The organism is Rhizobium subbaraonis (genome assembly GCF_900220975.1).
In the GTDB taxonomy this organism is placed as follows: domain Bacteria; phylum Pseudomonadota; class Alphaproteobacteria; order Rhizobiales; family Rhizobiaceae; genus Mycoplana; species Mycoplana subbaraonis.
This window is the reverse complement of record NZ_OBQD01000014.1, coordinates 66225-86169: the sequence shown is the minus strand read 5'-3', so window position 1 is coordinate 86169 and position 19945 is coordinate 66225. Positions and strand designations below refer to the sequence as shown.

The following is a 19945-nucleotide window of genomic DNA, read 5'->3' as shown; positions in this document are numbered from 1 at the left end:
CGACGACTCTGTCACTCGCCGTCGCGCCAGGTGACAGCGAGCTCCTCACGGAAGGCGAAGCGGACGAGGTGGCGGATGACCACGTCCTGTAGCTGCGCCATCTGCTCCTGATCCGGTGAGGTGAGCGAAATCCGCAGCACGGTATCGTCGGCCCTCAGGCGGCATTCGCCGACGCCGAAGGTGATGTGCCCCGATTGGCTGTCGAATTCGACGGGACGCTTGTGCGCGAAATGCTTGCACAACTGCTGCAAGTACCGGCTGGCATGCTCGGTTGCGATATCCGCGGCGCTTCTGACGCCGGAATTGGCGAAAGTGTCGTTGCCGGAAGTCATGTCCGTCATCGGCTGCGCTCCACGATCTGCGCGGCCTGATCGAGGGCGGCGGCTATCTTCTCGGCCGCCGCATCGTCGAGCGGGCCGCTTTTCAGCCGCAAACGCAGGGAAAGCTTGAGATTTTCCATGGCCCGCAGCACCGGCAGCGGAATGTCCCTCCTGCCGCCTTCGCCATCCCCCTTCCCGCGGGAGAGGAGTTCGTCGAGAAGAGACTGGTTGGCTGCAAGGAATGCTTCGCCTTCCGGGGTGACGCTATAGCGCTTGCGTCCGCCATCGGTCTGGTCGATCCGCGCATAGCCCATGTCATCCAGCCAGGCGAGCGTCGGATAGACCACGCCTGGGCTGGGCGAGTAGGCGCCGGAGAACCTCTCCTCGATCGATTTGATCAGTTCGTAGCCATGGCTTGGCGTCTTCGCGATCATCGCGAGCATCAGCAGGCGAAGATCGCCGTAGTCGAACAGGCGGCCGCCGTGACGGCCTCCACGCCGGTGGCGATGATGTTCGTGGCTGCCCGATCGTTCGTCGGACGGTGAGAAGAAGCGGTGAAAGAAGTGAGGATGATTTTTCATGATCCCGATATAGATCACGATATATCGGAATTCAAGATATATCGAGAAAAATGGCGGCATTCGTTCCGCGGGGCGAAACGCCGGGAAACCGCGACGCAGCCTGCGCCTGGCTTACCGTGACCGGGGCCAGCCGAATGCCGCACCGCGAAAGTCTTTTCGTATGCGGCCTGCTCAGCGCAACTGTTGGTCTGTCGGACGGTCGCGCTTTGCGTCGAGCCAGTCGCGGATCAACTGCCGGTATCGCGCGCCGTCGAAGCTCGGGAAATGCCCGCCGTGAACCACGCGGACCGGATAGTCCAGCAGCCGCTTCATGGAGGCCAGATAGTCGGCGGCGTCGGAGTGGTAGGTGTCTTCGATCAGCGGACCGTCATAGAGAATGTCCCCGGAGAAGAGGATGCCTGTCCGCTTCTCCCACAGCGCGATCCCGCCGGGCGAATGACCGGGCGTATGGACGACTTCGAAATGCCGGTCGCCCAAGTCGATCACGTCGCCGTGCTGCAGGATTCGCGTGGCCGGGGCGGTCTTCACGCCGTAGCATTTCGAGCAATAGGGCTCCGGCGGCAGCGCGTCGAATATGTCGTCGGTGACGTAGGGATCGGCGAGCGTATTGGCGCGCGTCGGCTGCGCGAGGAGATCGGCCTCAGCCGCGTGAACCGCCCGGCACTCGAACTCGTGATGACAGCCTACGTGATCGAAATGCGTGTGGCTGGCGACCGCGACCAGCGGCCGCTCGGTAACGAGCGGCACCCATTCCCGCAGCGAGACGACCCCCATGCCGCTGTCGACCAGCATGTCGGCATCGCGCCCGCGCACATGCCAGATGTTGCAGCGGTAGAATTCCTTGATGTGCGGCTCGCAGATGTAGGTGACGTCATCATCGAGACGGCTCACGGCATACCATTTGTCAGCGGAAATCCTCAACATCGCGCTGCCCCTTACGCCACAGCCAGTGCGGTCACGCCGGAGGGATCGAGCGCGAGCGGGATGCGCTCGCCGGGCCTCACCGCGGATGCTTGCGGCATGTGCGCGACAAGGCTCAACTGATTGGCTGCCATGGGCGCCAGGTGGCACCTGAAATGGGTGCCGAAGAACGCGGATGCGGTGATGTGCGCCTCGCCCAGCCGAACCGCCGAATGGCTGGCTGCATCGCAAAAATGCTCAGGGCGGATGCACAGCGTCACGTCGTCGCCGGGTACGGGTTTGCGGATGGTGAAGTTCGCGGCCGGGAGGACGACGGTTCCCACGGGCGTCTCGACCCGGGCACCATCGTTGGCCGCCTCCCGCACGCGCCCTTGCAGGAAGTTGATCTCACCCATGAAGCCGGCGGAAAACAGCGACTTCGGCCGCATGTGGATTTCCGCCGGTGCGCCAAAGTCCTCCACTTTCCCCTGGTTCATCACCACGATGCGGTCGGCGATGGCCATCGCCTCCTCCTGATCGTGGGTGACATGGACAAACGTCGTGCCGACGCGCTGCTGGATCGCCTTCAATTCGTCCTGCATCTGCCGGCGAAGTTTCAGGTCGAGCGCTCCAAGGGGTTCGTCCAGCAGGAGCACGTCGGGATCGACGGCAAGGGCGCGGGCGAGGGCCACGCGCTGCCGCTGCCCGCCGGACAGTTCGTGTGGCTTCTTCCGGGCGGCGGACTTCAGGCCGACGAGATTCAGAAAACCCATCGCCTTGTCGTCCCGCTCGTTCTTCGGCAGACCGCGCATTCGAAGCCCGAAGCCGACATTGTCTACCAGCCGCATGTGCGGGAAGAGCGCGTAGTCCTGGAACATGGTCGTGGTCGGCCGCCTGGCCGGAGCGACGCCGGTCATGTCCCTTCCGCCGATCGACACCGATCCCGCCGTGGGCGTGGTGAAGCCGCCGAGGATCGACAGCAGGGTCGTCTTTCCGCACCCGGACGGTCCCAGCAGGACGATGAACTCGCCGGCATCGATATCGAGAGACACGTCGTCGAGCGCCTTGAACGGGCCGTAAGTCTTGGTGGCATTGCGGATGGAGACGGATGCGGTCATGACTTGCGGCTCCTGCCGAAAAGAGCGAGTTCGAGCACCAGCAGCACGGCGACCGAAATCAGGAAGACGAGCGAACCGATGGCGTTCGTCTTCGGGTTCAGGCCGGAGCGAAGCATGCTCCAGATTTCCACCGGAAGCGTCACGTCGAAGCGCGACAGGAGGAAGGCGATAATGAACTCGTCCCAGCTGAAGGTGACGGAAAGAAAGAAGGCCGCCATGATCGACGGCATCAGCATGGGCGCGGTGACCAGCGTCATCACCTTGAAATCGCTGGCGCCGAGATCACGCGCCGCCCGCTCGATATTGATGTGGTGATCGCCCATCGAGGCATAGATGATGGCAAAGCAGAGCGGCAGATTGATCACGACGTGCCCGATGCCGACCGTCCATAGCGACAGGGGAATGCCGAGCGTATTCAGCACCGCAAGCAGCCCGAGCGCGATGATCAGATAGCTGACCGTCATCGGCGCGATCAGCAGGCCGCGCTGCCATGCCGATCCCGGCAGCCTGTATCGCGCCAGCGCGTAGGCGGCGAGAAAGCCGAGGGCGCAGGCGACGATGGAGGAGGTCGTCGCGACCAGGAAGGAATTGGCAAGGGCTGCCATCAGCTTGCGGTCGGCAAAGACCGCCTCGTACCATTGCAGCGAGACGCCGTTGAACGGCGGCACCGGCAGCCGTCCGTCCTGGAACGAGAACAGCACCAGAACCGCAACCGGCAGGAAGATGAAGCCGTAGATGCAGGCCAGATAGAGCCAGCTCAGGCACGACCCCAGTACCCGCTTCATCTTGCCCTGACGAAGCAGAAGACTTGAGGTGCGCGCCTGTTGCTCGAAAGCCATCGTCATGCCCTTTCGATCTTCAGCCAGCGCGCACAAAGCACATAGGCTGCCGTGACGGCCAGCATCAGTATGATGGAAAGGGCGGCTGCCATCGGGAAGTCTGCCCGCCTGCCGATCTGCAGCATGATGATCTGCGGCAGGACAAGCTCGTTGTTGCCGCCGAGGATCTGCGGCGTGATGTAGTCGCCGATGCAGAGCACGAAGGTCAGGAAAGCACCGGTCATCACGCCGGGCAGCGTCAGCGGCAGGATCACATGCCAGAAGGTCTGGAACGCATTGGCGCCGAGGTCGGCGGCGGCGCGGCGGTAGTTCGGCGAAAGCTGGATCAGGTTGGAATAGATCGTCAGCGTCAGAAGCATGACGAAGAAATGCACGAAGCCGATGACCGTCGCGGTGCGGTTGCTGGCGATTTCGAGCGGTTCGGAGATCAGGCCGATCCCGAGCAGCGCCTGATTGATGACACCGCCCTTCGACAGCACCAGCAGCCAGGAATAGGATCGCACGACATAAGAGGTCCAGAACGGCAGGATGGCCAGGATAAGCGCCATGCGCTGCCAGCGCTTTGGCACCCGCTCGGCTATTATCCAGGCCAGCGGATAGGCCAGCAGGACCGAAAGCACCGTCACCGTCAGCGTGATCTCGAGCGAGTTCGTCAATCCCCGGAGCAGGGCACTTTCGTTGAAGAAGCGGGCGTAGTTGTCGAGGTTCCAGACGCGCAGGATTTCACGGCCCTGCCGCGACCACAGGCTCATGGCGGCCATGTAGAGAAAGGGGATGACGAAGAACGCAACCGTCCAGAGGAGGGCGGGGGCGACGAGGCCCCAGGCCTTGCGGTGTTCCGATTGCTCAAGCGTGGCGGTGGTCATCCTTGTCGTCCAGCTGGTGTCCGCGCGTTATGCCGGGTCATCGTTCGGCTGCAGCATCCGCCTCGGAACTTGCAAAGGCGAGAGAGCGGCCCTGCTGAAAGCAGGCGCGCGCATGACTCACACGGTGTGCACAAAGCCCGCCCCATCCCACGAGAGAAAGGGCAGGCCGGCAGCAGATCCCCTCACTGCTGCATCATGTTGGTCCAGGCGTCCTGCATCTTCTGGTCGAGTTCCGCCGTCGGGATCGGATAGAGCTGGGTGTTCTTCAGATAGGCGGGCTGGTCGTCCCAGCGCAGCGCCTTCTTCTGCTCGTCGGCCAGATGCTCGCCGGCCTTCTGGTTGGTCGGCATGCCCCAGTAGCAGGACGACGTTGCAAGGCGGGCCTGGCCTTCCGGGCTGAGGATATATTGCACGAACTTCAGGGCCAGATCGGGTTTTTTGGAATCCTTCATGACGCCGATGGACTGCGCCCAGCGAACGGCGCCCTGCTTCGGCACGATCCAGTCCAGCTCCGGTTTGTCTTTAGCGAGAGAGGCGGTGATCCACTCGCCCCCGCCGACGAGAATATCCACCTCGCCTGTCGCCAGCGCCGTCTGCGAGGAAACCACATCACTGACCTGCTTCGACACGGTCTTCATCGCCGACAGCTTTTCCTCGATGGCGGGCATGTCGGCGTTCGAAAGGTCGGCAGTCTTCTTGCCGAGGCCGAGCTGTACCAGGCCGATCATGGGCAGATAGTAGTCATAGAGGGCGATGCGGCCCTTGTACTTGTCCGACCAGATGACCGAGAGGTCTTCCATGTCCTTCGGATCGACCTTCGTCTTGTCGAAGGAGATGGTGTTGTAGCCGAACTTCTCGGTCACGGCATAGGTCTTGCCGTCCTTGGTGTTGTTTTCCTCCATGCGGAGTTCGGGAAAAATGTCGGCGGTGGGCAGCGCGTCCGCGGGCATCTCTCCGAGCAGGCCCATGTCGATCACGCGATGCACGTCGACCGCGTCGACAACCATCACATCCCAGTCGCCGGGCTGCGATTGCTCCAGGATGGAGAGGCCCGCGCCGGTGCCCTCGTATTCCTTCAGGTTGACCTTGACGTCGTTGGCTTTCTCGAATGGTTCGATCAGCGCGGGATCGGTGTGATCGCACCACACGAGCGCATTGAGTTCGTCGGCAGCCGCCGCCTGTCCCGCCGCAAGCGCTACGAGAGTGAATGCTGCAACCGAAGAGAATAGCCGGCGTGAAGCGGCACCTGAATGAGATTGGTTCATCGTTCTGCCCTCTGGTTTCGGCGCTCGTTGCGGCGCCTTTACAAAAAGACTGAATGAGTTCATTTTTCAAGTCAACATCAAAATTGAAGACATTCAAGCAAGGGAATGGCGGGTGACCGGACTGCGCGCGAGACAGAAGGCCGACAAGAACAGGCGCATGCTGGAAGCGGCAACAAGGCTCTTCCGGGAGGTCGGCTACGATGCCGCGCGGATCGAGGATATCGCCGAGCGCGCCGAGGTGTCGGTCGGAACCTTCTACAACTACTATGAGAACAAGGGCGACATGCTCGTGGCGACCGTCGCCATGGAGGTCGAGGAAGTGCTGGAGGCAGGAGAGCCGATCGTCGCCAACCCGCCTGCAGACGCGCTGGAAGCGCTGTCGGCACTGATCAACCAGTACTACGACCACTCGCTCGTCTATCTGAGCAAGGACATGTGGCGGACGGCGATGGCGATCTCGATCCAACAGCCCGATACGCCCTTCTCCAGACGTTACACCGAACTGGACCGCGCTCTCTGCCGGCAGGTGTCCACCCTGATCCAGCGACTGCAGCAGCGCGGCGCCGTCATGATGGGCATCGACACGGCCGCAGTCGGCGCGATGTTCTTCAACAATCTCAATATGATGTTCACGGAATTCGTGCGCGACGAGGCCATGTCCCTGGAACGACTGAAGGACGACGTGGCGCGCCAGAACAGACCGCTGGCCACCTTGATAAGCGCACCGCAACAGCAGGCATGATCGGGGAGAAACAATGAACTGTACAATAGACGGCGTGACCGCCGCCGCCGACCGGCTGGTCGAGGCGTTCGGCCGCCATGACGTCGAGGCGTATTTTGCCGCGTTTGCGGAAAACGCCACCTTTGTCTTCCACAATCTTGATCGCGTTCTGACAAGTCGCGACGCGTATCGGGCGGAATGGCGGCTTTGGGAGGAGCGCGACGGCTTTCGCGTGCTCGGGTGCCGTTCGAGCGAGCAGCGGATCCAGCTTGCCGGAGATACCGCAATATTCACGCATCGCGTGGAAACGCGGGTGGAATTCGGCGGAGAACCGATCGACACGCAAGAGCGGGAAACGATCGTCTTTCAGCAGGATGAGCACGGCGCGTGGTTGGCCGTGCACGAACACCTGTCGAAGGCCGCCTAAGTCCTGCTCGCAAACCGGCAGCATCGCCCCGATCGCAGACGGGCGGCAGGTGGCCGCTTTTCACAGGTCCGCTTGATTTCCATGCCGGCATGGCGCATCTGCGAAATGTCGGCAAGTTTGCGCCGGCGCGGTCCCAATGCGGTGGCGGAATGAAACCAAGCCGACTGAACGTACTGGTCATCGACGAGAACCGGATACGCGCTGCCATCATCGAAGAGGGGCTGCGCGACGCCGGCTATGACCAGATCACGGTCATCGACGAGATGCGTGGACTGGCACGGCGCATTGCCGATCTCAATCCGGACGTCATCGTCATCGACCTCGAAAATCCCAACCGCGACATGCTGGAGAGCTTTTTCCAGATCTCCCGCGCCGTGAAGCGACCGATCGCCATGTTCGTCGACAAATCCGACGAGGCCTCGATCGAAGCCGCCGTCGAGGCGGGCGTCTCGGCCTATATCGTGGACGGACTGAAGCAGGAACGCGTCCGGCCGATCCTGAAAATGGCGATCAGCCGCTTCAATGCCTTTTCGCGGCTTAACCGCGAACTGGAGGAAACCAAAGGCGAACTGGAAAACCGCAAGTTGATCGACCGAGCCAAGGGCTTGCTGATGCGCTCGCGCGGCCTGTCGGAGGATGCCGCGTACGCGCTGCTTCGTCGAACGGCCATGAACCAGAACCGCAAGATCGTCGAGATCGCGCAGAGCCTGCTAACCGCCGCCAGCCTGCTCGATCCGGGAGCCGACGAATGACGACAAGACATCACATTACCGCCGGCTTCCTCCCGCTGCTCGACAGCGCCCTGCTTGTCGTAGCCAGGGAGAAGGGCTTTGCCGAAGCACAGTCGGTCGAACTCACGCTGGTGCGCGAGCGCTCCTGGGCCACGATCCGGGACCGACTCGCAGTCAGCCACTTTGACGTCGCGCATATCCTTGCGCCGATGCCGATCGCCTGCAATCTCGGCCTCAGCGCCCCGGCACCGAAGATGGTCGTCCCGATGGCGCTCGGGCTTGGCGGAAACGCCGTTACCGTTTCCGCAGCCCTTTGGGACGCAATGGCGAAATGTGGCGCGACCGACGACCTGGATGCCCGAGCAAGCGGCGCGGCGCTGCGACGGGTCATCGATCGCCGCAACGAAGAGACGCTTCGCTTCGGCGTCGTCCATCCCTATTCAGCACACAACTACGAACTTCGCTACTGGCTGGCAGCGAGCGGGATCGACCCAGACCGCGAGATCGAGATCGTCGTCCTGCCACCGCCCGACATGGGCGATGCGCTGGCGGCCGGCCTCATCGACGGCTATTGCGCCGGCGAGCCATGGAACACGTTCGGCGTGCTTAAGCGCAGCGCCCATCTTGCCACCGTCAAGGCGGCGATCTGGAAGTCCAGTCCGGAGAAGGTCCTCGGCGTGAATGCGCGCTGGTCGGAAGGCCATCCCGAGGCGCTGCACGCCCTTCTGAGAGCGCTCTACAGCGCGTCGCTCTGGTGCGCGGAGCCGCAAAATCACGGGGAACTGGCCAATCTGCTTGCCGGCCCATCCTACGTCGCCCGGCCAGCCGAACTGCTTCTGCCGGCGCTGAGGGGCGTCCTGCCGATCGGGGCCGGGCAAACGCGGGTCGTAACGGACTTCTTCGTTCCCAACGCCAAGGCGGCCACCTTTCCTTGGAAAAGCCATGCGCTTTGGTTCTACACCCAGATGGTTCGCTGGCATCAGGTCGAACATACGGCGGAACATCAGAACATTGCCGGCGGCACCTATCGCCCCGACATCTATCGGAACGCCATGAGGTCGCTGGGCGTGGCACTGCCTTCTGCCAGCGCCAAGGTGGAAGGGGCCCTGCGTACCGAAACGCCGGTCGGATCGAGTGGCGCCCTGACGCTTGGTCCCGACGGCTTTTTCGACGGCAGTCTGTTCGATCCCGACGACATCACCACCTATATCGCCGCGCAACTGGGCCAGTAGGCCGTGCCCAATTCGCGTGCATTGCACAAATTTTAGATCGATTGCTGCATCCGATCGGCCCGGTCCATCGACCGCCAAGGGCACGGCTGCTGCCAAGATCACGTAAAAACAACAACTTGCAGAATCTGGCACGCACCTTGCTTTTAATCTAGCAGGCCTACGGGTCACGAATTCGGCGTCCAACGACGGGCGCCTCCAGCAAAGCCGCTGATCAGGATAACTCGCGCGCCTCTTTGGGTGCATGCGTAACCTGGCCAGCGGCTTTTTTGTTTTTCAACCCCAAGTTGGATCGGCACGACCTTGTCGGGCCAGGGAGAAGCCATGCCTGCAAACACCCAAGCCATGTCCGCCGGCGAACCGGCCAAAGCACTGTGGATGTCCACGCTCGCCTTCACCATCTGTTTCGCCGTCTGGACGATCTTCGCCATCATCGGCGTCCGCATCAAGCAGGACCTCGGCCTCACCGAGGCCCAGTTCGGCCTCCTCGTCGGCACCCCGATCCTGACCGGGTCGCTCGTGCGCATCGTGCTCGGCGTCTGGACGACCCGCTACGGCGGCCGCCTCGTCTACACGCTGACCATGCTCGCCGCGGCGGTGGCGACCTTCCTGCTCTCCTACGCCACCACCTATCCGCAGATGCTGCTCGCCGGCCTCGGCGTCGGTCTGGCCGGTGGCTCGTTCGCCGTCGGCGTCGCCTACATCTCCCCGTTCTTTCCGGCGCAGAAGCAGGGCACCGCACTCGGCATCTTCGGCGCCGGCAATGTCGGCGCGGCGGTGACGAAGTTCGTCGCCCCGTTCGTGCTTCTGGCCTGGGGATGGCAGGCCGTCGCCCAGATCTGGGCCGCAGCCCTCGTCGTCATGGCGATCGTGTTCTGGTTCACCACGACCGACGACCCGGCCTACCGCGCCCGCCGCGAGAAGGGTGCCGCGCCGCGCAGCCTCGCCCAGGAATTCGCCCCGCTCAAGAAGGCACAGGTCTGGCGCTTCTGCCTCTACTACTTCTTCGCCTTCGGCGGGTTCGTGGCCCTTTCGCTCTGGCTGCCGCGCTACCTCGTCGGCGTCTACGGCTTCGACCTTGCCGTAGCCGGCATGATCGCCGCCGCCTACTCCATCCCCGGAAGCATATTCCGCGCCTTCGGCGGCATGCTGTCCGACAAGAAGGGCGCCCGCAGCGTCATGTACTGGATGTTCGGCGTCTCGGCTGTCTCGACCCTGATCCTGTCGCTGCCGGCAGTCGTCACGCCCCCGGTCTTCATCGTCGTCGTCTTCGTGCTGGGCTTCGTCATGAGCCTCGGCAAGGCGGCCGTCTACAAGCACATCCCCGTCTACTACCCCGACAGCGTCGGCGCGGTCGGCGGCGTTGTCGGCATGGTCGGCGGCCTTGGCGGCTTCGTCCTGCCGATCGCCTTCGGCCTGCTGAAGGACGCGACCGGCCTGTGGTCGAGCTGCTTCCTGCTGCTCTTCGCCGTCGTCGCCGTCTCGCTGATCTGGATGCACCTGTCGATCAAGCAGATGGACCGTCGCGGGCTCTCCGTCTCCGCCGTGGCCGCCACCTGATCAAAGGAACAAGAACCTATGACTGAGAAACTTGTCATCATCGGCAACGGCATGGCGCCGGGACGCATGCTGGAGCACCTCTTCGAAAAGGCGCCCGGCCAGTACCAGGTGACGATCTTCAACGCCGAGCCGCGCGTCAACTACGACCGCATCATGCTCTCGCCGGTGCTCTCCGGCGAGAAGGAATACGAAGAGATCATCATTCACGGCGACGGCTGGTACATCAAGCACGGCATCACCCTCTACAAGGGCCACAAGATCGTCGCGATAGACCGTGCCGCCAAGACCGTCACCTCCGACCACGGCGTCACCGAGAGCTACGACAAGCTGGTGATCGCCACCGGCTCCGTCCCCTTCATCATCCCGGTGCCGGGAAAGGACCTGCGCGGCGTCATCACCTACCGCGACCTCGACGACGTGCAGGCGATGCTGCTGGCGGCCCAGTCGCGCGAGAAGGCGGTCGTCATCGGCGGCGGCCTGCTGGGCCTCGAGGCAGCAGCGGGCCTTGCCAATCGCGGCATGGACGTGACCGTGCTGCACGTGATGCCGACGCTGATGGAGCGCCAGCTCGATCCGGCCGCCGGTTATCTTTTGCAGAAGGCCGTGGAAGAACGCGGCATCAAGGTCATCTGCAAGGCCAACACCAAGGCGATCATCGGCGATGGCAAGGTCGAGGGCATCGAGCTCGACGACGGCCGCATCATCCCGGCGACGCTGGTGGTGATGGCCGTCGGCATCCGGCCGAGCGTCGGGCTCGCCAGGGATGCGGGCCTCGCCGTCAACCGCGGCATCGTCGTCGACGACGGCATGCTGACCTCGGACGGCAGCATCATGGCGCTCGGCGAATGCGCCGAGGTGGCAGGCCAGGTCTACGGCCTCGTCGCCCCGCTCTACGAGATGGCGCGCGTCGCCGCCTCTCACCTCTCCGGCGATCGTTCCGCCGCCTTCGTCCATTCCGACACGCCGACCAAGCTCAAGGTGACCGGCATCGAGCTGTTCTCATTGGGTGATTTCGCAGACGGCGACGACCGCGAGGAGATCGTGCTGCGCGATGCCTCCGCCGGCGTCTACAAGCGGCTCGTGCTGAAGGACAACAAGATCATCGGCACCGTGCTGTACGGCGAGACGGCCGACGGCGCCTGGTTCAACGACTTGAAGAAGAGGCAGACCGATATCTCGCAGATGCGCGAGACGCTGATCTTCGGACAGGCCTATCAGGGAGGGTCGCCGCTGGACCCTATGGCGGCCGTTGCAGCCTTGCCGGATGACGCGGAGATCTGTGGCTGCAACGGCGTTTGCAAAGGCAAGATCACATCGACCATTACGGGAAAAGGGCTCACCTCGCTCGACGAGGTGCGCGCCCATACAAAGGCGTCCGCCTCCTGCGGCTCCTGTACGGGTCTTGTCGAGCAGCTGATGACGCTGACGCTCGGCGACAACTACAACCCCGCCGCCGTCCAACCGATGTGCGGCTGCACCGATCTCGGCCATGACGACGTCCGCCGCCTGATCAAGGCCAAGGGCCTGAAATCCATTCCGGCCGTCATGCAGGAGCTGGAGTGGAAGACCTCCTGCGGCTGCGCCAAGTGCCGCCCGGCGTTGAACTACTACCTCATCTGCGACTGGCCGGACGAATACGCCGACGACTACCAGTCACGCTTCATCAACGAGCGCGTCCACGCCAACATCCAGAAGGACGGAACCTATTCGGTCGTGCCGCGCATGTGGGGCGGCGTCACGAATGCGAAGGAGCTGCGCGCCATCGCCGACGTGGTCGACAAGTTCGACGTACCACTGGTCAAGGTCACGGGCGGCCAGCGGATCGATCTGCTCGGCATAGAGAAGGAGGACCTGCCGGCCGTCTGGGCCGGTCTCGGCAAGGCCGGCTTCGTATCCGGCCAGGCCTATGCCAAGGGACTTCGAACCGTGAAGACCTGCGTCGGCTCCGATTGGTGCCGCTTCGGCACGCAGGATTCGACCGGGCTTGGCATCCGTATCGAGAAATTCATGTGGGGTTCTTGGACGCCGGCGAAGCTGAAGATGGCGGTTTCCGGCTGTCCGCGAAACTGCGCCGAGGCGACCTGCAAGGATATCGGTGTCATCTGCGTAGACAGTGGCTTCGAGATCCACTTTGCCGGCGCCGCCGGCCTCGACATCAAGGGCACCGAGGTGCTCGGCCTGGTGAAGACCGAGGACGAGGCGCTGGAACACATCGTGGCGCTGACGCAGATGTACCGCGAGCAGGCCCGCTATCTGGAGCGCATCTACAAATGGGCCAAGCGCGTCGGCCTCGACGAAATCCGCCGCCAGATCATGAGCGATGCGGACAAGCGCAAGGCTTACTACGACCGTTTCGTCTTCTCCCAGACGTTCGCCCAGGTGGATCCCTGGTCGGAGCGCGTCTCCGGCAAGGACAAGCACGAGTTCCGGCCGATGGCATCGGTCGGTTTCAACGAGGCCGCGGAGTGATCGCACTTCCCCCTGGAGTGTCGAAATCGCCGCGAAGCGGCGGGCGGGGCGGCATCCGGAGGAGGAACCCCCGCCCGGAAATCCCCACCGGCAGCAGGCTCTTCGCGCGCGGGAACAGGAACGGAAAGGACAGGCAATGAACTGGTATTCCATCGGCAGAATAGAGGATATCCCGCTGCGCGGCGCGCGCTGCGTGCGGACGCCGCAGGGCAAGATCGGCGTGTTCCGCACGGCCGAGAACGAGGTCTTCGCGATCGAGGACCACTGCCCGCACAAAGGCGGCCCGCTCAGCCAGGGAATCGTCCACGGCAAGGCAGTGACCTGCCCGCTGCACAACTGGGTGATCTCGCTCGAGACCGGCAAGGCGCTTGGCGCAGACGAGGGTGCGGTCAGGTCGATCCCCGTGAAGAACGAGGACGGCGCGCTCTCGATCGAGCTCGAAAGCCTGATGATGGCAGCGGAGTGAGGGGAATGGCGATGGTCACCGCCCCTCATCCGGCTGCCGCAGCCTTCTCCCCGCCTGCGGGGACAAGGTCCCGGCAGGGAGACGGGCATGCCACGTTCCCGAACGGAGCTGCCCATGCCCATTGAAACGAAAACCACCTGTCCCTATTGCGGCGTCGGCTGCGGCGTGATCGCGCGCGTCGACGATGATGGCGCCGTCTCGGTCAAGGGCGATCCGGATCATCCGGCGAATTTCGGCCGTCTCTGCTCGAAAGGCTCTGCACTGGCCGAGACGATCGATCTCGACGGGCGCCTGCTCCATCCCGAGATAGACGGCAGGCAGGCCGGCTGGGACGAAGCGCTCGATCTCGTGGCGCAGCGCTTTTCCGGCGCCATCGCCGAGCATGGGCCGGACGCCGTCGCCTTCTACGTCTCCGGCCAGCTCCTGACCGAGGACTACTACGTCGCAAACAAGCTGATGAAGGGGTTTATAGGCTCGGCCAACATCGACACCAACTCGCGGCTCTGCATGTCCTCCTCCGTCGCCGGCCATCGCCGCGCCTTCGGCTCGGACACCGTCCCGGGCACCTACGAGGACCTCGAGCTGGCCGATCTCGTGGTGCTTGCCGGCTCCAACCTCGCCTGGTGCCACCCGGTACTCTACCAGCGCCTCGCCGCGGCCAAGGCCGCCCGGCCCGGCATGAAGGTAGTCGTCATCGACCCGCGCCGGACGATGACCGCCGACATTGCCGACCTGCATCTCGCGATCCGCCCCGACGGCGACGTCGCGCTGTTCAACGGCCTGCTCGCCCATCTCGCCAAGAGTACCGCGATTGACGAGAACTATCTCGCCATGCACACGCAAGGGTTTGCCGAAGCCTTTGCCACTGCGAGCAGCATGACCTTTACCGAGCTGATGGACAGGACAGGGCTTGGCGCAAGTGGGTTGCGCCAGTTCTTCGGGCTGTTCGAGCGCACGGAAAAGGTCGTCACCTGCTACAGCCAGGGCGTCAACCAGTCGTCGTCAGGCACCGACAAGGTCAACGCCATCCTCAACTGCCATCTCGCGACCGGCCGTATCGGCCGCCCGGGCATGGGGCCCTTCTCGCTGACCGGCCAGCCGAACGCGATGGGCGGGCGTGAGGTCGGCGGGCTCGCCAACATGCTCGCCGCCCACATGGCGATCGAATGCGCGGCCGACCGCAACCGCGTCCAGCGCTTCTGGGCCTCGCCCAGGATCGCCGTACGCCCCGGCCTGAAGGCGGTCGACCTGTTCGACGCGGTCGCCGACGGCCGCATCAAGGCGCTCTGGATCATGGCAACCAATCCGGTGGTGTCGATGCCGGATGCTGCCGCGGTCGAGGCGGCCATTAAGGCCTGTCCCTTCGTCGTCGTCTCCGATGTGTTGAAGACCACCGATACCGCGCGCCACGCGCACGTTCTGCTCCCCTCGCTCGGCTGGGGCGAGAAAGACGGCACGGTGACCAATTCCGAGCGCCGCATCTCCCGTCAGCGCCCATTCCTGCGGGCGCCGTGCGAGGCGCGCGCCGACTGGTGGCAGCTCTCCGAGGTCGCCCGCCGCATGGGTTTTGCAGGCTTCGGCTACGCCGCGCCCGCGGAGATCTTTGATGAGCACGCCGAACTCTCAGCCTTCGAGAACAACGGCAGCCGCGACTTCGATATAGGGGCCTATGTCGGGCTGGACCGAGAGAGCTACCGGACGCTGCCCCCCTTCCAATGGCCTGCGCCGGCAAACGGTATCAAGGCCTCCGCCAGCAATACGACCGGCGGCGGCGGAAAGGAGGAAAAGGCCAGGCGCTTCTTCGCGGACGGCGGTTTCTACCATCCGGACGGCCGGGCCCGCTTCGTCGCCGTGACCCCCGCCCAGACCGACCGGACGAGTACGGACTATCCCTTCACGCTGAACACCGGCCGTATCCGCGACCAGTGGCACACGATGACGCGAACCGGGAAGAGCGCCCGCCTGTCCGCCCACATCGCGGAGCCCTTCGCCGAGCTTCACCCGCGAGACGCTATCGAAATCGGCGTGGGCAATGCCGCCCTCGTCGAACTGAAATCCCCGCATGGCAAGACGATCGTCCGCGCTCTGATTACCGACCGGCAGACGCGCAGTAACATCTTCGTGCCGATGCACTGGAACGACCAGTTCGCGTCAAGGGCCCGGATCGATACGCTCGTGCCGCCGCTGACGGACAAGGTGTCCGGCCAGCCCGCCTCGAAGAACGTCGCCGTCAGCGCCCAGCCCTTCGCCGCCTCGTTCTATGGTTTTGCCGTATCGGTCGCCAAGCCGGCGACACCGCAGGCCGACTACTGGGCGCTCGCCAGGGCGGATGGCGGATGGCGGATCGAGCTTGCCTTCGCAACCGAGGTCGTAGACTGGACGGCATGGTGCCGTGACACCTTCGCGCTTTCTCCTGATGTGGAGCCGCTCGGCTATGCCGACCGCCAGACCGGCGACCTGCGGCTCGCCTTCTTAGATGGCGACCGGCTGCTGGCCGCCCTCTTCCTGGCCCGCGAACCCGTTGCCGTTGCCCGCAACTGGGCGGTTTCGCAGCTTTCCGCCGAACACGGCAACCTGCGCAAGCGGTTCACCCTCGTCGCCGGCCGCCCCGGCGCGGGCATATCCGATCCGGGCGCGACCGTCTGCTCGTGCTTTTCCGTCGGTGTCAACCAGATCGTCGCCGCCGTCCGCGGCGGCTGCCACACCGTCGAGGCCGTCGGCAAGGAAATCAATGCCGGAACCAATTGCGGCTCCTGCCGCGCAGAGATCAGGGGGATCATCGATGGATGTCTTACAGCCGCCGCGGAATGACGCGCCCGCCCGCATGGAACCGCTCGCCACGCTTCCCGTGTTCTGGTCGTTGGAAGGCAAAAAGGTGATCGTGGCCGGCGGATCCGACGCAGCAGCCTGGAAGGCGGAACTGATGGCCGCATGCGGCGCCGAGGTGCATGTCTATGCCGATGACCTTTCAGAGTGCTTCGCGCAGCTGATTGGAGCTCCCGCAGCGGATTTGCCTCTCAGCCTAGCCCTCTCCCCGCGCGCGGGGAGAGGGGACAAGGTCACGGTGAGCCCCGCGACATTGCCCGCGACATTGAAGGAGATCGGCGACCAAACCGGCGGGGTGTCAGACGGCAACCGCGAAACCCCTTCGCCCCGCTTGCGGGGAGAAGAGACGAACCGCGGACGATACTTTCATCATCCACGGCCATGGTATCCCGAAATCCTCGACGGCGCAGCACTCGCAATTGCCGACTGCGAGGATGAGGACGAGGCGTGTGCCTTCTTTCAAGCCGCCCGTGTGGCCGGCGTTCCGGTCAACGTCATCGACAAGCCGGCCTACTGCCAGTTCCAGTTCGGCTCGATCGTCAACCGGTCACCGGTGGTCGTCGCGATCTCCACCGATGGCGCAGCCCCCATCCTGGCGCAGGCGATCCGCCGACGGATCGAGACCTTGCTGCCGCGCAGCCTGAAGAGCTGGGCCGCTCTTGCCCGGTCCATGCGCGACCGCGTCAACGGGAGACTGGCACCGGGCCCGCAACGGCGGGCGTTCTGGGAACGCTTCGTCGACCGCGCCTTTGCAACAACGGATACGCCGGAGGAGGGCGTCGGCGGGGCGCTTCTTGCAGATGCCGAAAGGCTCGCGGAAGCGCCCGCCACCGGGCGCGTCACGCTCGTCGGAGCCGGGCCGGGCGACGCCGAGTTGATGACACTCAAAGCGGTGCGGGCACTTCAATCCGCAGACGTGATCCTGTTCGACGACCTCGTGTCCGACGAGGTGCTGGAACTCGCCCGCCGCGAAGCCAGGCGAATGCTGGTCGGCAAGCGCGGCGGCCGCGAAAGCTGCAGGCAGGAGGACATCAACGACATGATGGTGACGCTGGCACGGGCCGGCAAGCATGTCGTGCGACTGAAATCGGGGGACGCGACCATCTTCGGGCGCGCGGGCGAGGAGATCGAAAGGCTGGAGCGGGAAGGCATTCCCGTCGAAATCGTTGCCGGCATCACTGCGGCAAGCGCCATGGCTTCGCGTCTTGGTGTATCACTGACCCATCGCGACTGCGCGCAATCCGTCCGCTTCATCACCGGCCACTCCCGCCATGGCGGCCTGCCGACGGATGTCGACTGGCGTGCGGTGGCCGATCCCCGGACAACGACCGTCTTCTACATGGGGGGCCGAACGGCATGTCTTATTGCCGGGCGGCTCGCTGAAGAAGGCCTGCCGCCGGCGACCCCTGCCGTCATCGTCAGCAACGTCAGCAGGCCGTCCGAGAAACGCTGGCTGGGCACAGTGGAAAGCATTCCGGCGGGCATCGCCACAATCGGCTTCGATGACCCGGTCCTGATCGGTGTCGGTGCCGTTTTCGAAGCCCGTGCGGTTCGATGCCAAACCGCACCACGAAGCGCGCCGGCCAAATTGCAGAAGGCGGCAGCCCTGCATGCGCGACCTTAGCGCGCGCTGGCTGGGCGTAGGGGCGAAACCGGCGAGCCTTGGGCGTATTTACTCCGGAAGATGGAAGGCGCTTCTGAAATAGGCGCGAAACGCCGACATCTGAGGGGAGAACTCGGTACTGCGCCGCCAGGCGAGGCCCACGTCCATCGAGGGTATGTCGTCCTGAAGCACCAGCGTTTCGATGCGTCTGCCCTCCAGCGACCACGGCCGATGCACCATGTCCGACAGGATCGCGACACCCTGCCCGTTGGCGACGAGCGAACGGACGGCCTCCACCGAGGACGTGCGCAGCGATATGCTGGGCTGGTAGGGCGTCTGGGTCCAGTATTTGAGTGAGGTGTGCGAGGCCTCGTCCACCGTCAGCATGATATAGGGTTCTTCGGCGACCTCCTTCAGGCCGACCGCTCCCACCGACAGAAGCCTGTGGCGGGCGGGAAGCCACAGGCGGCGCGGAGAACTCAGCAGTTTCTCCGTCTGCAATTCCGGGTTCAGGATGTTCGAGGTCAGCAGTACCGAGATGTCGTATCGGTTGGTCAGCAATCCTTCCTCGATCGACTCCCGGTTGAGCTCGAAAAGCTGGATGTCTAAACCCGGGAACTGCCGGCGCAACCGTTCGATATGATAGGGCAGGAAGTAGCCGATGACGGTGTAGGTTGCCGCCACCGTAAGGCGTCCGGTCACCTCGCTGGTCACCAGGTTGAGCTGCTGGGCTTCGGCGACCTTCTTCATGATGTCATAGGCATGGGCGAGAAACTGCCGGCCGGCAGAGGTCAGGTCCATGCCATGGGGCGTGCGCTCGAAAAGCTGCGCCCCGACCGTCTCCTCCAGGTCGCGGATCGCCGTGGTCACAGCGGACTGCGAGATCGACAGGTTGACCGCGGCTTGCGAGACCTGCCCGGATTCCGCTGTAGCGATGAAGTACCTGACCTGTTTAAGACTGAGCGCCATATCGCATTTCCAGATACCTATCTTCCGTTTTTCAGATACCCAGTCGTGGTATCGGCTTAAAATCTGGCCAACTCGTGCCCATTTTGACGATAAGCACCTGAATCAACAGTTGATTGCGATGCTCACAAAATGGGCGACAAAATCTAATATTCAGATAATAAACATGAGAAAATCGAATTTTTCAAATGTCGAATTTGCGCGTAGCGTCTTCTGACGAAATCGCGTGCATCGTCTTGCAGTGCAAAAAATACGAGCAGAATGGGAGAGGCTTTTGGCTCTCGAGGTAGTAGATATCAATTGCGACATGGGCGAGGCTTTCGGGCGCTGGCACGTCGGCGACACAGACGACGCGAGCCTCATGGGCTACATCAGCTCCGCCAACATCGCTGCCGGCTTCCATGCTGGCGATCCGAACCTGATGGACCAGACGGTTCGCCTCGCCGTGGAGCACGGCGTCGGCATCGGGGCGCATCCCGGCTACAACGACCTGCAGGGCTTCGGTCGTCGCCGCATCAACGGCACCTCCCGCGAACTGGTCAACGATATCGCCTACCAGGTCGGCGCGCTGCGCGAATTTGCGCGCCGCCACGGCGCCCGTCTGCAGCACATCAAGCCGCACGGCGCGCTCTACATGGAAATGGCGGTCAATCCGGACTTCGCCCAGCAGTTCATCACCTACATGCGCACGGTGGCGCCGAATGCATTCGTCTTCTGCATGGCGGGTTCGGCGACCGAGCGGGCGGCGCAAGAAGCCGGACAGCCCGCGATCCGCGAGTTCTATGCCGACCGCGACTATGATGAGAGCGGCTCGATCGTGTTCACGCGCGATGCGGGCCGGCCGGACCCGGCCGCAATCGCCCGCAAGGTGGTCCGCGCCTGCGTCGAGGGCAGGGTGACCGCCGTCACCGGCCACGATATCGAGGTCCCGTTCGAAAGCATCTGCTTCCACTCCGATACGCTCGGCGCATTGGACATCGTCCGCCACATGCGGGATGCGCTGCGCGCCGAGGGCATTCGCATCGCCCCCGTATCCGAAATCGTCAAAGTCTAATTTC

General features: G+C 63.8%; 18 protein-coding genes. 10 read left to right on the top strand and 8 right to left on the bottom strand.

Features of this window, described 5'->3' with window-relative positions; all coding sequences use genetic code 11:
- Positions 1-11: 11 nt before the first annotated feature.
- From CRO48_RS20975 to CRO48_RS20945, 7 genes are all read right to left on the bottom strand, one after another.
- Complete coding sequence (locus CRO48_RS20975; protein WP_245423608.1) at positions 12-341, bottom strand: DUF2218 domain-containing protein; 330 nt, start codon at positions 339-341, stop codon at positions 12-14.
- Positions 338-919 (bottom strand): PadR family transcriptional regulator, encoded by a 582-nt coding sequence (locus CRO48_RS20970; protein WP_245423607.1) that lies wholly within the window; start codon positions 917-919, stop codon positions 338-340. The genes CRO48_RS20975 and CRO48_RS20970 overlap by 4 nt, the downstream gene beginning before the upstream one ends.
- Positions 920-1072: 153 nt before the next feature.
- Positions 1073-1825 (bottom strand): MBL fold metallo-hydrolase, encoded by a 753-nt coding sequence (locus tag CRO48_RS20965; protein WP_097141813.1) that lies wholly within the window; start codon positions 1823-1825, stop codon positions 1073-1075.
- An 11-nt stretch (positions 1826-1836) separates the two neighbouring features.
- On the bottom strand, positions 1837-2919 hold the full coding sequence (locus CRO48_RS33515) for an ABC transporter ATP-binding protein (protein WP_097141812.1): 1083 nt from the start codon (positions 2917-2919) through the stop codon (positions 1837-1839).
- The gene (locus tag CRO48_RS20955; protein ID WP_097141883.1) at positions 2916-3704 is read right to left on the bottom strand and encodes an ABC transporter permease; all 789 of its coding nucleotides are present in this window, start codon (positions 3702-3704) and stop codon (positions 2916-2918) included. The genes CRO48_RS33515 and CRO48_RS20955 overlap by 4 nt, the downstream gene beginning before the upstream one ends.
- A gap of 56 nt (positions 3705-3760) precedes the next feature.
- A complete protein-coding gene (locus CRO48_RS20950; RefSeq protein WP_097141811.1) occupies positions 3761-4624 on the bottom strand; it encodes an ABC transporter permease in 864 nt (287 codons plus the stop codon).
- Between the two features lie 182 nt (positions 4625-4806).
- A complete protein-coding gene (locus CRO48_RS20945; RefSeq protein ID WP_097141810.1) occupies positions 4807-5889 on the bottom strand; it encodes an ABC transporter substrate-binding protein in 1083 nt (360 codons plus the stop codon).
- 112 nt (positions 5890-6001) lie between these two features.
- On the opposite strand from CRO48_RS20945, the gene CRO48_RS20940 reads away from it, so the two are divergent.
- The 9 genes from CRO48_RS20940 (at position 6002) to cysG (ending at position 17942) form a co-directional block, all read left to right on the top strand.
- Entirely contained in the window at positions 6002-6631 is a 630-nt protein-coding gene (locus tag CRO48_RS20940) for a TetR/AcrR family transcriptional regulator (protein ID WP_097141809.1), read from the top strand.
- Between the two features lie 13 nt (positions 6632-6644).
- Positions 6645-7037, top strand: a complete 393-nt coding sequence (locus CRO48_RS20935; protein ID WP_097141808.1) for a YybH family protein — start codon at positions 6645-6647, stop codon at positions 7035-7037.
- A gap of 149 nt (positions 7038-7186) precedes the next feature.
- Positions 7187-7789, top strand: coding sequence for an ANTAR domain-containing response regulator (locus CRO48_RS20930; protein ID WP_097141807.1), 603 nt, complete (start codon positions 7187-7189; stop codon positions 7787-7789).
- Positions 7786-9000 carry a CmpA/NrtA family ABC transporter substrate-binding protein gene (locus CRO48_RS20925; RefSeq protein WP_097141806.1) on the top strand — a complete coding sequence of 405 codons (1215 nt, stop codon included), beginning with the start codon at positions 7786-7788 and terminating at the stop codon, positions 8998-9000. Before CRO48_RS20930 ends, CRO48_RS20925 begins: the two co-directional genes overlap by 4 nt.
- A gap of 321 nt (positions 9001-9321) precedes the next feature.
- Positions 9322-10557, top strand: a complete 1236-nt coding sequence (locus CRO48_RS20920) for an MFS transporter (RefSeq protein WP_097141805.1) — start codon at positions 9322-9324, stop codon at positions 10555-10557.
- 18 nt (positions 10558-10575) lie between these two features.
- Positions 10576-13026 (top strand): nitrite reductase large subunit NirB, encoded by a 2451-nt coding sequence (gene nirB / locus CRO48_RS20915; protein ID WP_097141804.1) that lies wholly within the window; start codon positions 10576-10578, stop codon positions 13024-13026.
- A gap of 136 nt (positions 13027-13162) precedes the next feature.
- Positions 13163-13492, top strand: coding sequence for a nitrite reductase small subunit NirD (gene nirD / locus CRO48_RS20910; protein ID WP_097141803.1), 330 nt, complete (start codon positions 13163-13165; stop codon positions 13490-13492).
- A gap of 114 nt (positions 13493-13606) precedes the next feature.
- Positions 13607-16303 (top strand): nitrate reductase, encoded by a 2697-nt coding sequence (locus CRO48_RS20905; RefSeq protein WP_097141802.1) that lies wholly within the window; start codon positions 13607-13609, stop codon positions 16301-16303.
- Positions 16275-17942, top strand: coding sequence for a siroheme synthase CysG (gene cysG, locus CRO48_RS20900; RefSeq protein ID WP_102026012.1), 1668 nt, complete (start codon positions 16275-16277; stop codon positions 17940-17942). The genes CRO48_RS20905 and cysG overlap by 29 nt, the downstream gene beginning before the upstream one ends.
- A gap of 48 nt (positions 17943-17990) precedes the next feature.
- Here cysG and CRO48_RS20895 read toward each other — a convergent pair whose 3' ends face one another.
- On the bottom strand, positions 17991-18890 hold the full coding sequence (locus CRO48_RS20895; RefSeq protein WP_097141800.1) for a LysR family transcriptional regulator: 900 nt from the start codon (positions 18888-18890) through the stop codon (positions 17991-17993).
- A gap of 304 nt (positions 18891-19194) precedes the next feature.
- Between CRO48_RS20895 and CRO48_RS20890 the strand changes: the two genes are divergently transcribed.
- Positions 19195-19941 (top strand): 5-oxoprolinase subunit PxpA, encoded by a 747-nt coding sequence (locus CRO48_RS20890; protein WP_245423614.1) that lies wholly within the window; start codon positions 19195-19197, stop codon positions 19939-19941.
- The last annotated feature ends 4 nt before the right edge of the window (positions 19942-19945 follow it).

What these genes read in the sequence shown, in the direction of transcription:
- nirD (WP_097141803.1), top strand. Translation starts at nt 13,163, where the DNA reads ATGAACTGGTATTCCATCGGCAGAATAGAGGATATCCCGCTGCGCGGC.
- CRO48_RS20895 (WP_097141800.1), bottom strand. Translation starts at nt 18,890, where the DNA reads ATGGCGCTCAGTCTTAAACAGGTCAGGTACTTCATCGCTACAGCGGAA.
- CRO48_RS20965 (WP_097141813.1), bottom strand. Translation starts at nt 1,825, where the DNA reads ATGTTGAGGATTTCCGCTGACAAATGGTATGCCGTGAGCCGTCTCGAT.
- CRO48_RS20890 (WP_245423614.1), top strand. Translation starts at nt 19,195, where the DNA reads ATGGGCGAGGCTTTCGGGCGCTGGCACGTCGGCGACACAGACGACGCG.
- CRO48_RS20975 (WP_245423608.1), bottom strand. Translation starts at nt 341, where the DNA reads ATGACGGACATGACTTCCGGCAACGACACTTTCGCCAATTCCGGCGTC.
- cysG (WP_102026012.1), top strand. Translation starts at nt 16,275, where the DNA reads ATGGATGTCTTACAGCCGCCGCGGAATGACGCGCCCGCCCGCATGGAA.
- CRO48_RS20925 (WP_097141806.1), top strand. Translation starts at nt 7,786, where the DNA reads ATGACGACAAGACATCACATTACCGCCGGCTTCCTCCCGCTGCTCGAC.
- nirB (WP_097141804.1), top strand. Translation starts at nt 10,576, where the DNA reads ATGACTGAGAAACTTGTCATCATCGGCAACGGCATGGCGCCGGGACGC.
- CRO48_RS33515 (WP_097141812.1), bottom strand. Translation starts at nt 2,919, where the DNA reads ATGACCGCATCCGTCTCCATCCGCAATGCCACCAAGACTTACGGCCCG.
- CRO48_RS20955 (WP_097141883.1), bottom strand. Translation starts at nt 3,704, where the DNA reads ATGAAGCGGGTACTGGGGTCGTGCCTGAGCTGGCTCTATCTGGCCTGC.
- CRO48_RS20950 (WP_097141811.1), bottom strand. Translation starts at nt 4,624, where the DNA reads ATGACCACCGCCACGCTTGAGCAATCGGAACACCGCAAGGCCTGGGGC.
- CRO48_RS20945 (WP_097141810.1), bottom strand. Translation starts at nt 5,889, where the DNA reads ATGAACCAATCTCATTCAGGTGCCGCTTCACGCCGGCTATTCTCTTCG.
- CRO48_RS20935 (WP_097141808.1), top strand. Translation starts at nt 6,645, where the DNA reads ATGAACTGTACAATAGACGGCGTGACCGCCGCCGCCGACCGGCTGGTC.
- CRO48_RS20905 (WP_097141802.1), top strand. Translation starts at nt 13,607, where the DNA reads ATGCCCATTGAAACGAAAACCACCTGTCCCTATTGCGGCGTCGGCTGC.
- CRO48_RS20920 (WP_097141805.1), top strand. Translation starts at nt 9,322, where the DNA reads ATGCCTGCAAACACCCAAGCCATGTCCGCCGGCGAACCGGCCAAAGCA.
- CRO48_RS20930 (WP_097141807.1), top strand. Translation starts at nt 7,187, where the DNA reads ATGAAACCAAGCCGACTGAACGTACTGGTCATCGACGAGAACCGGATA.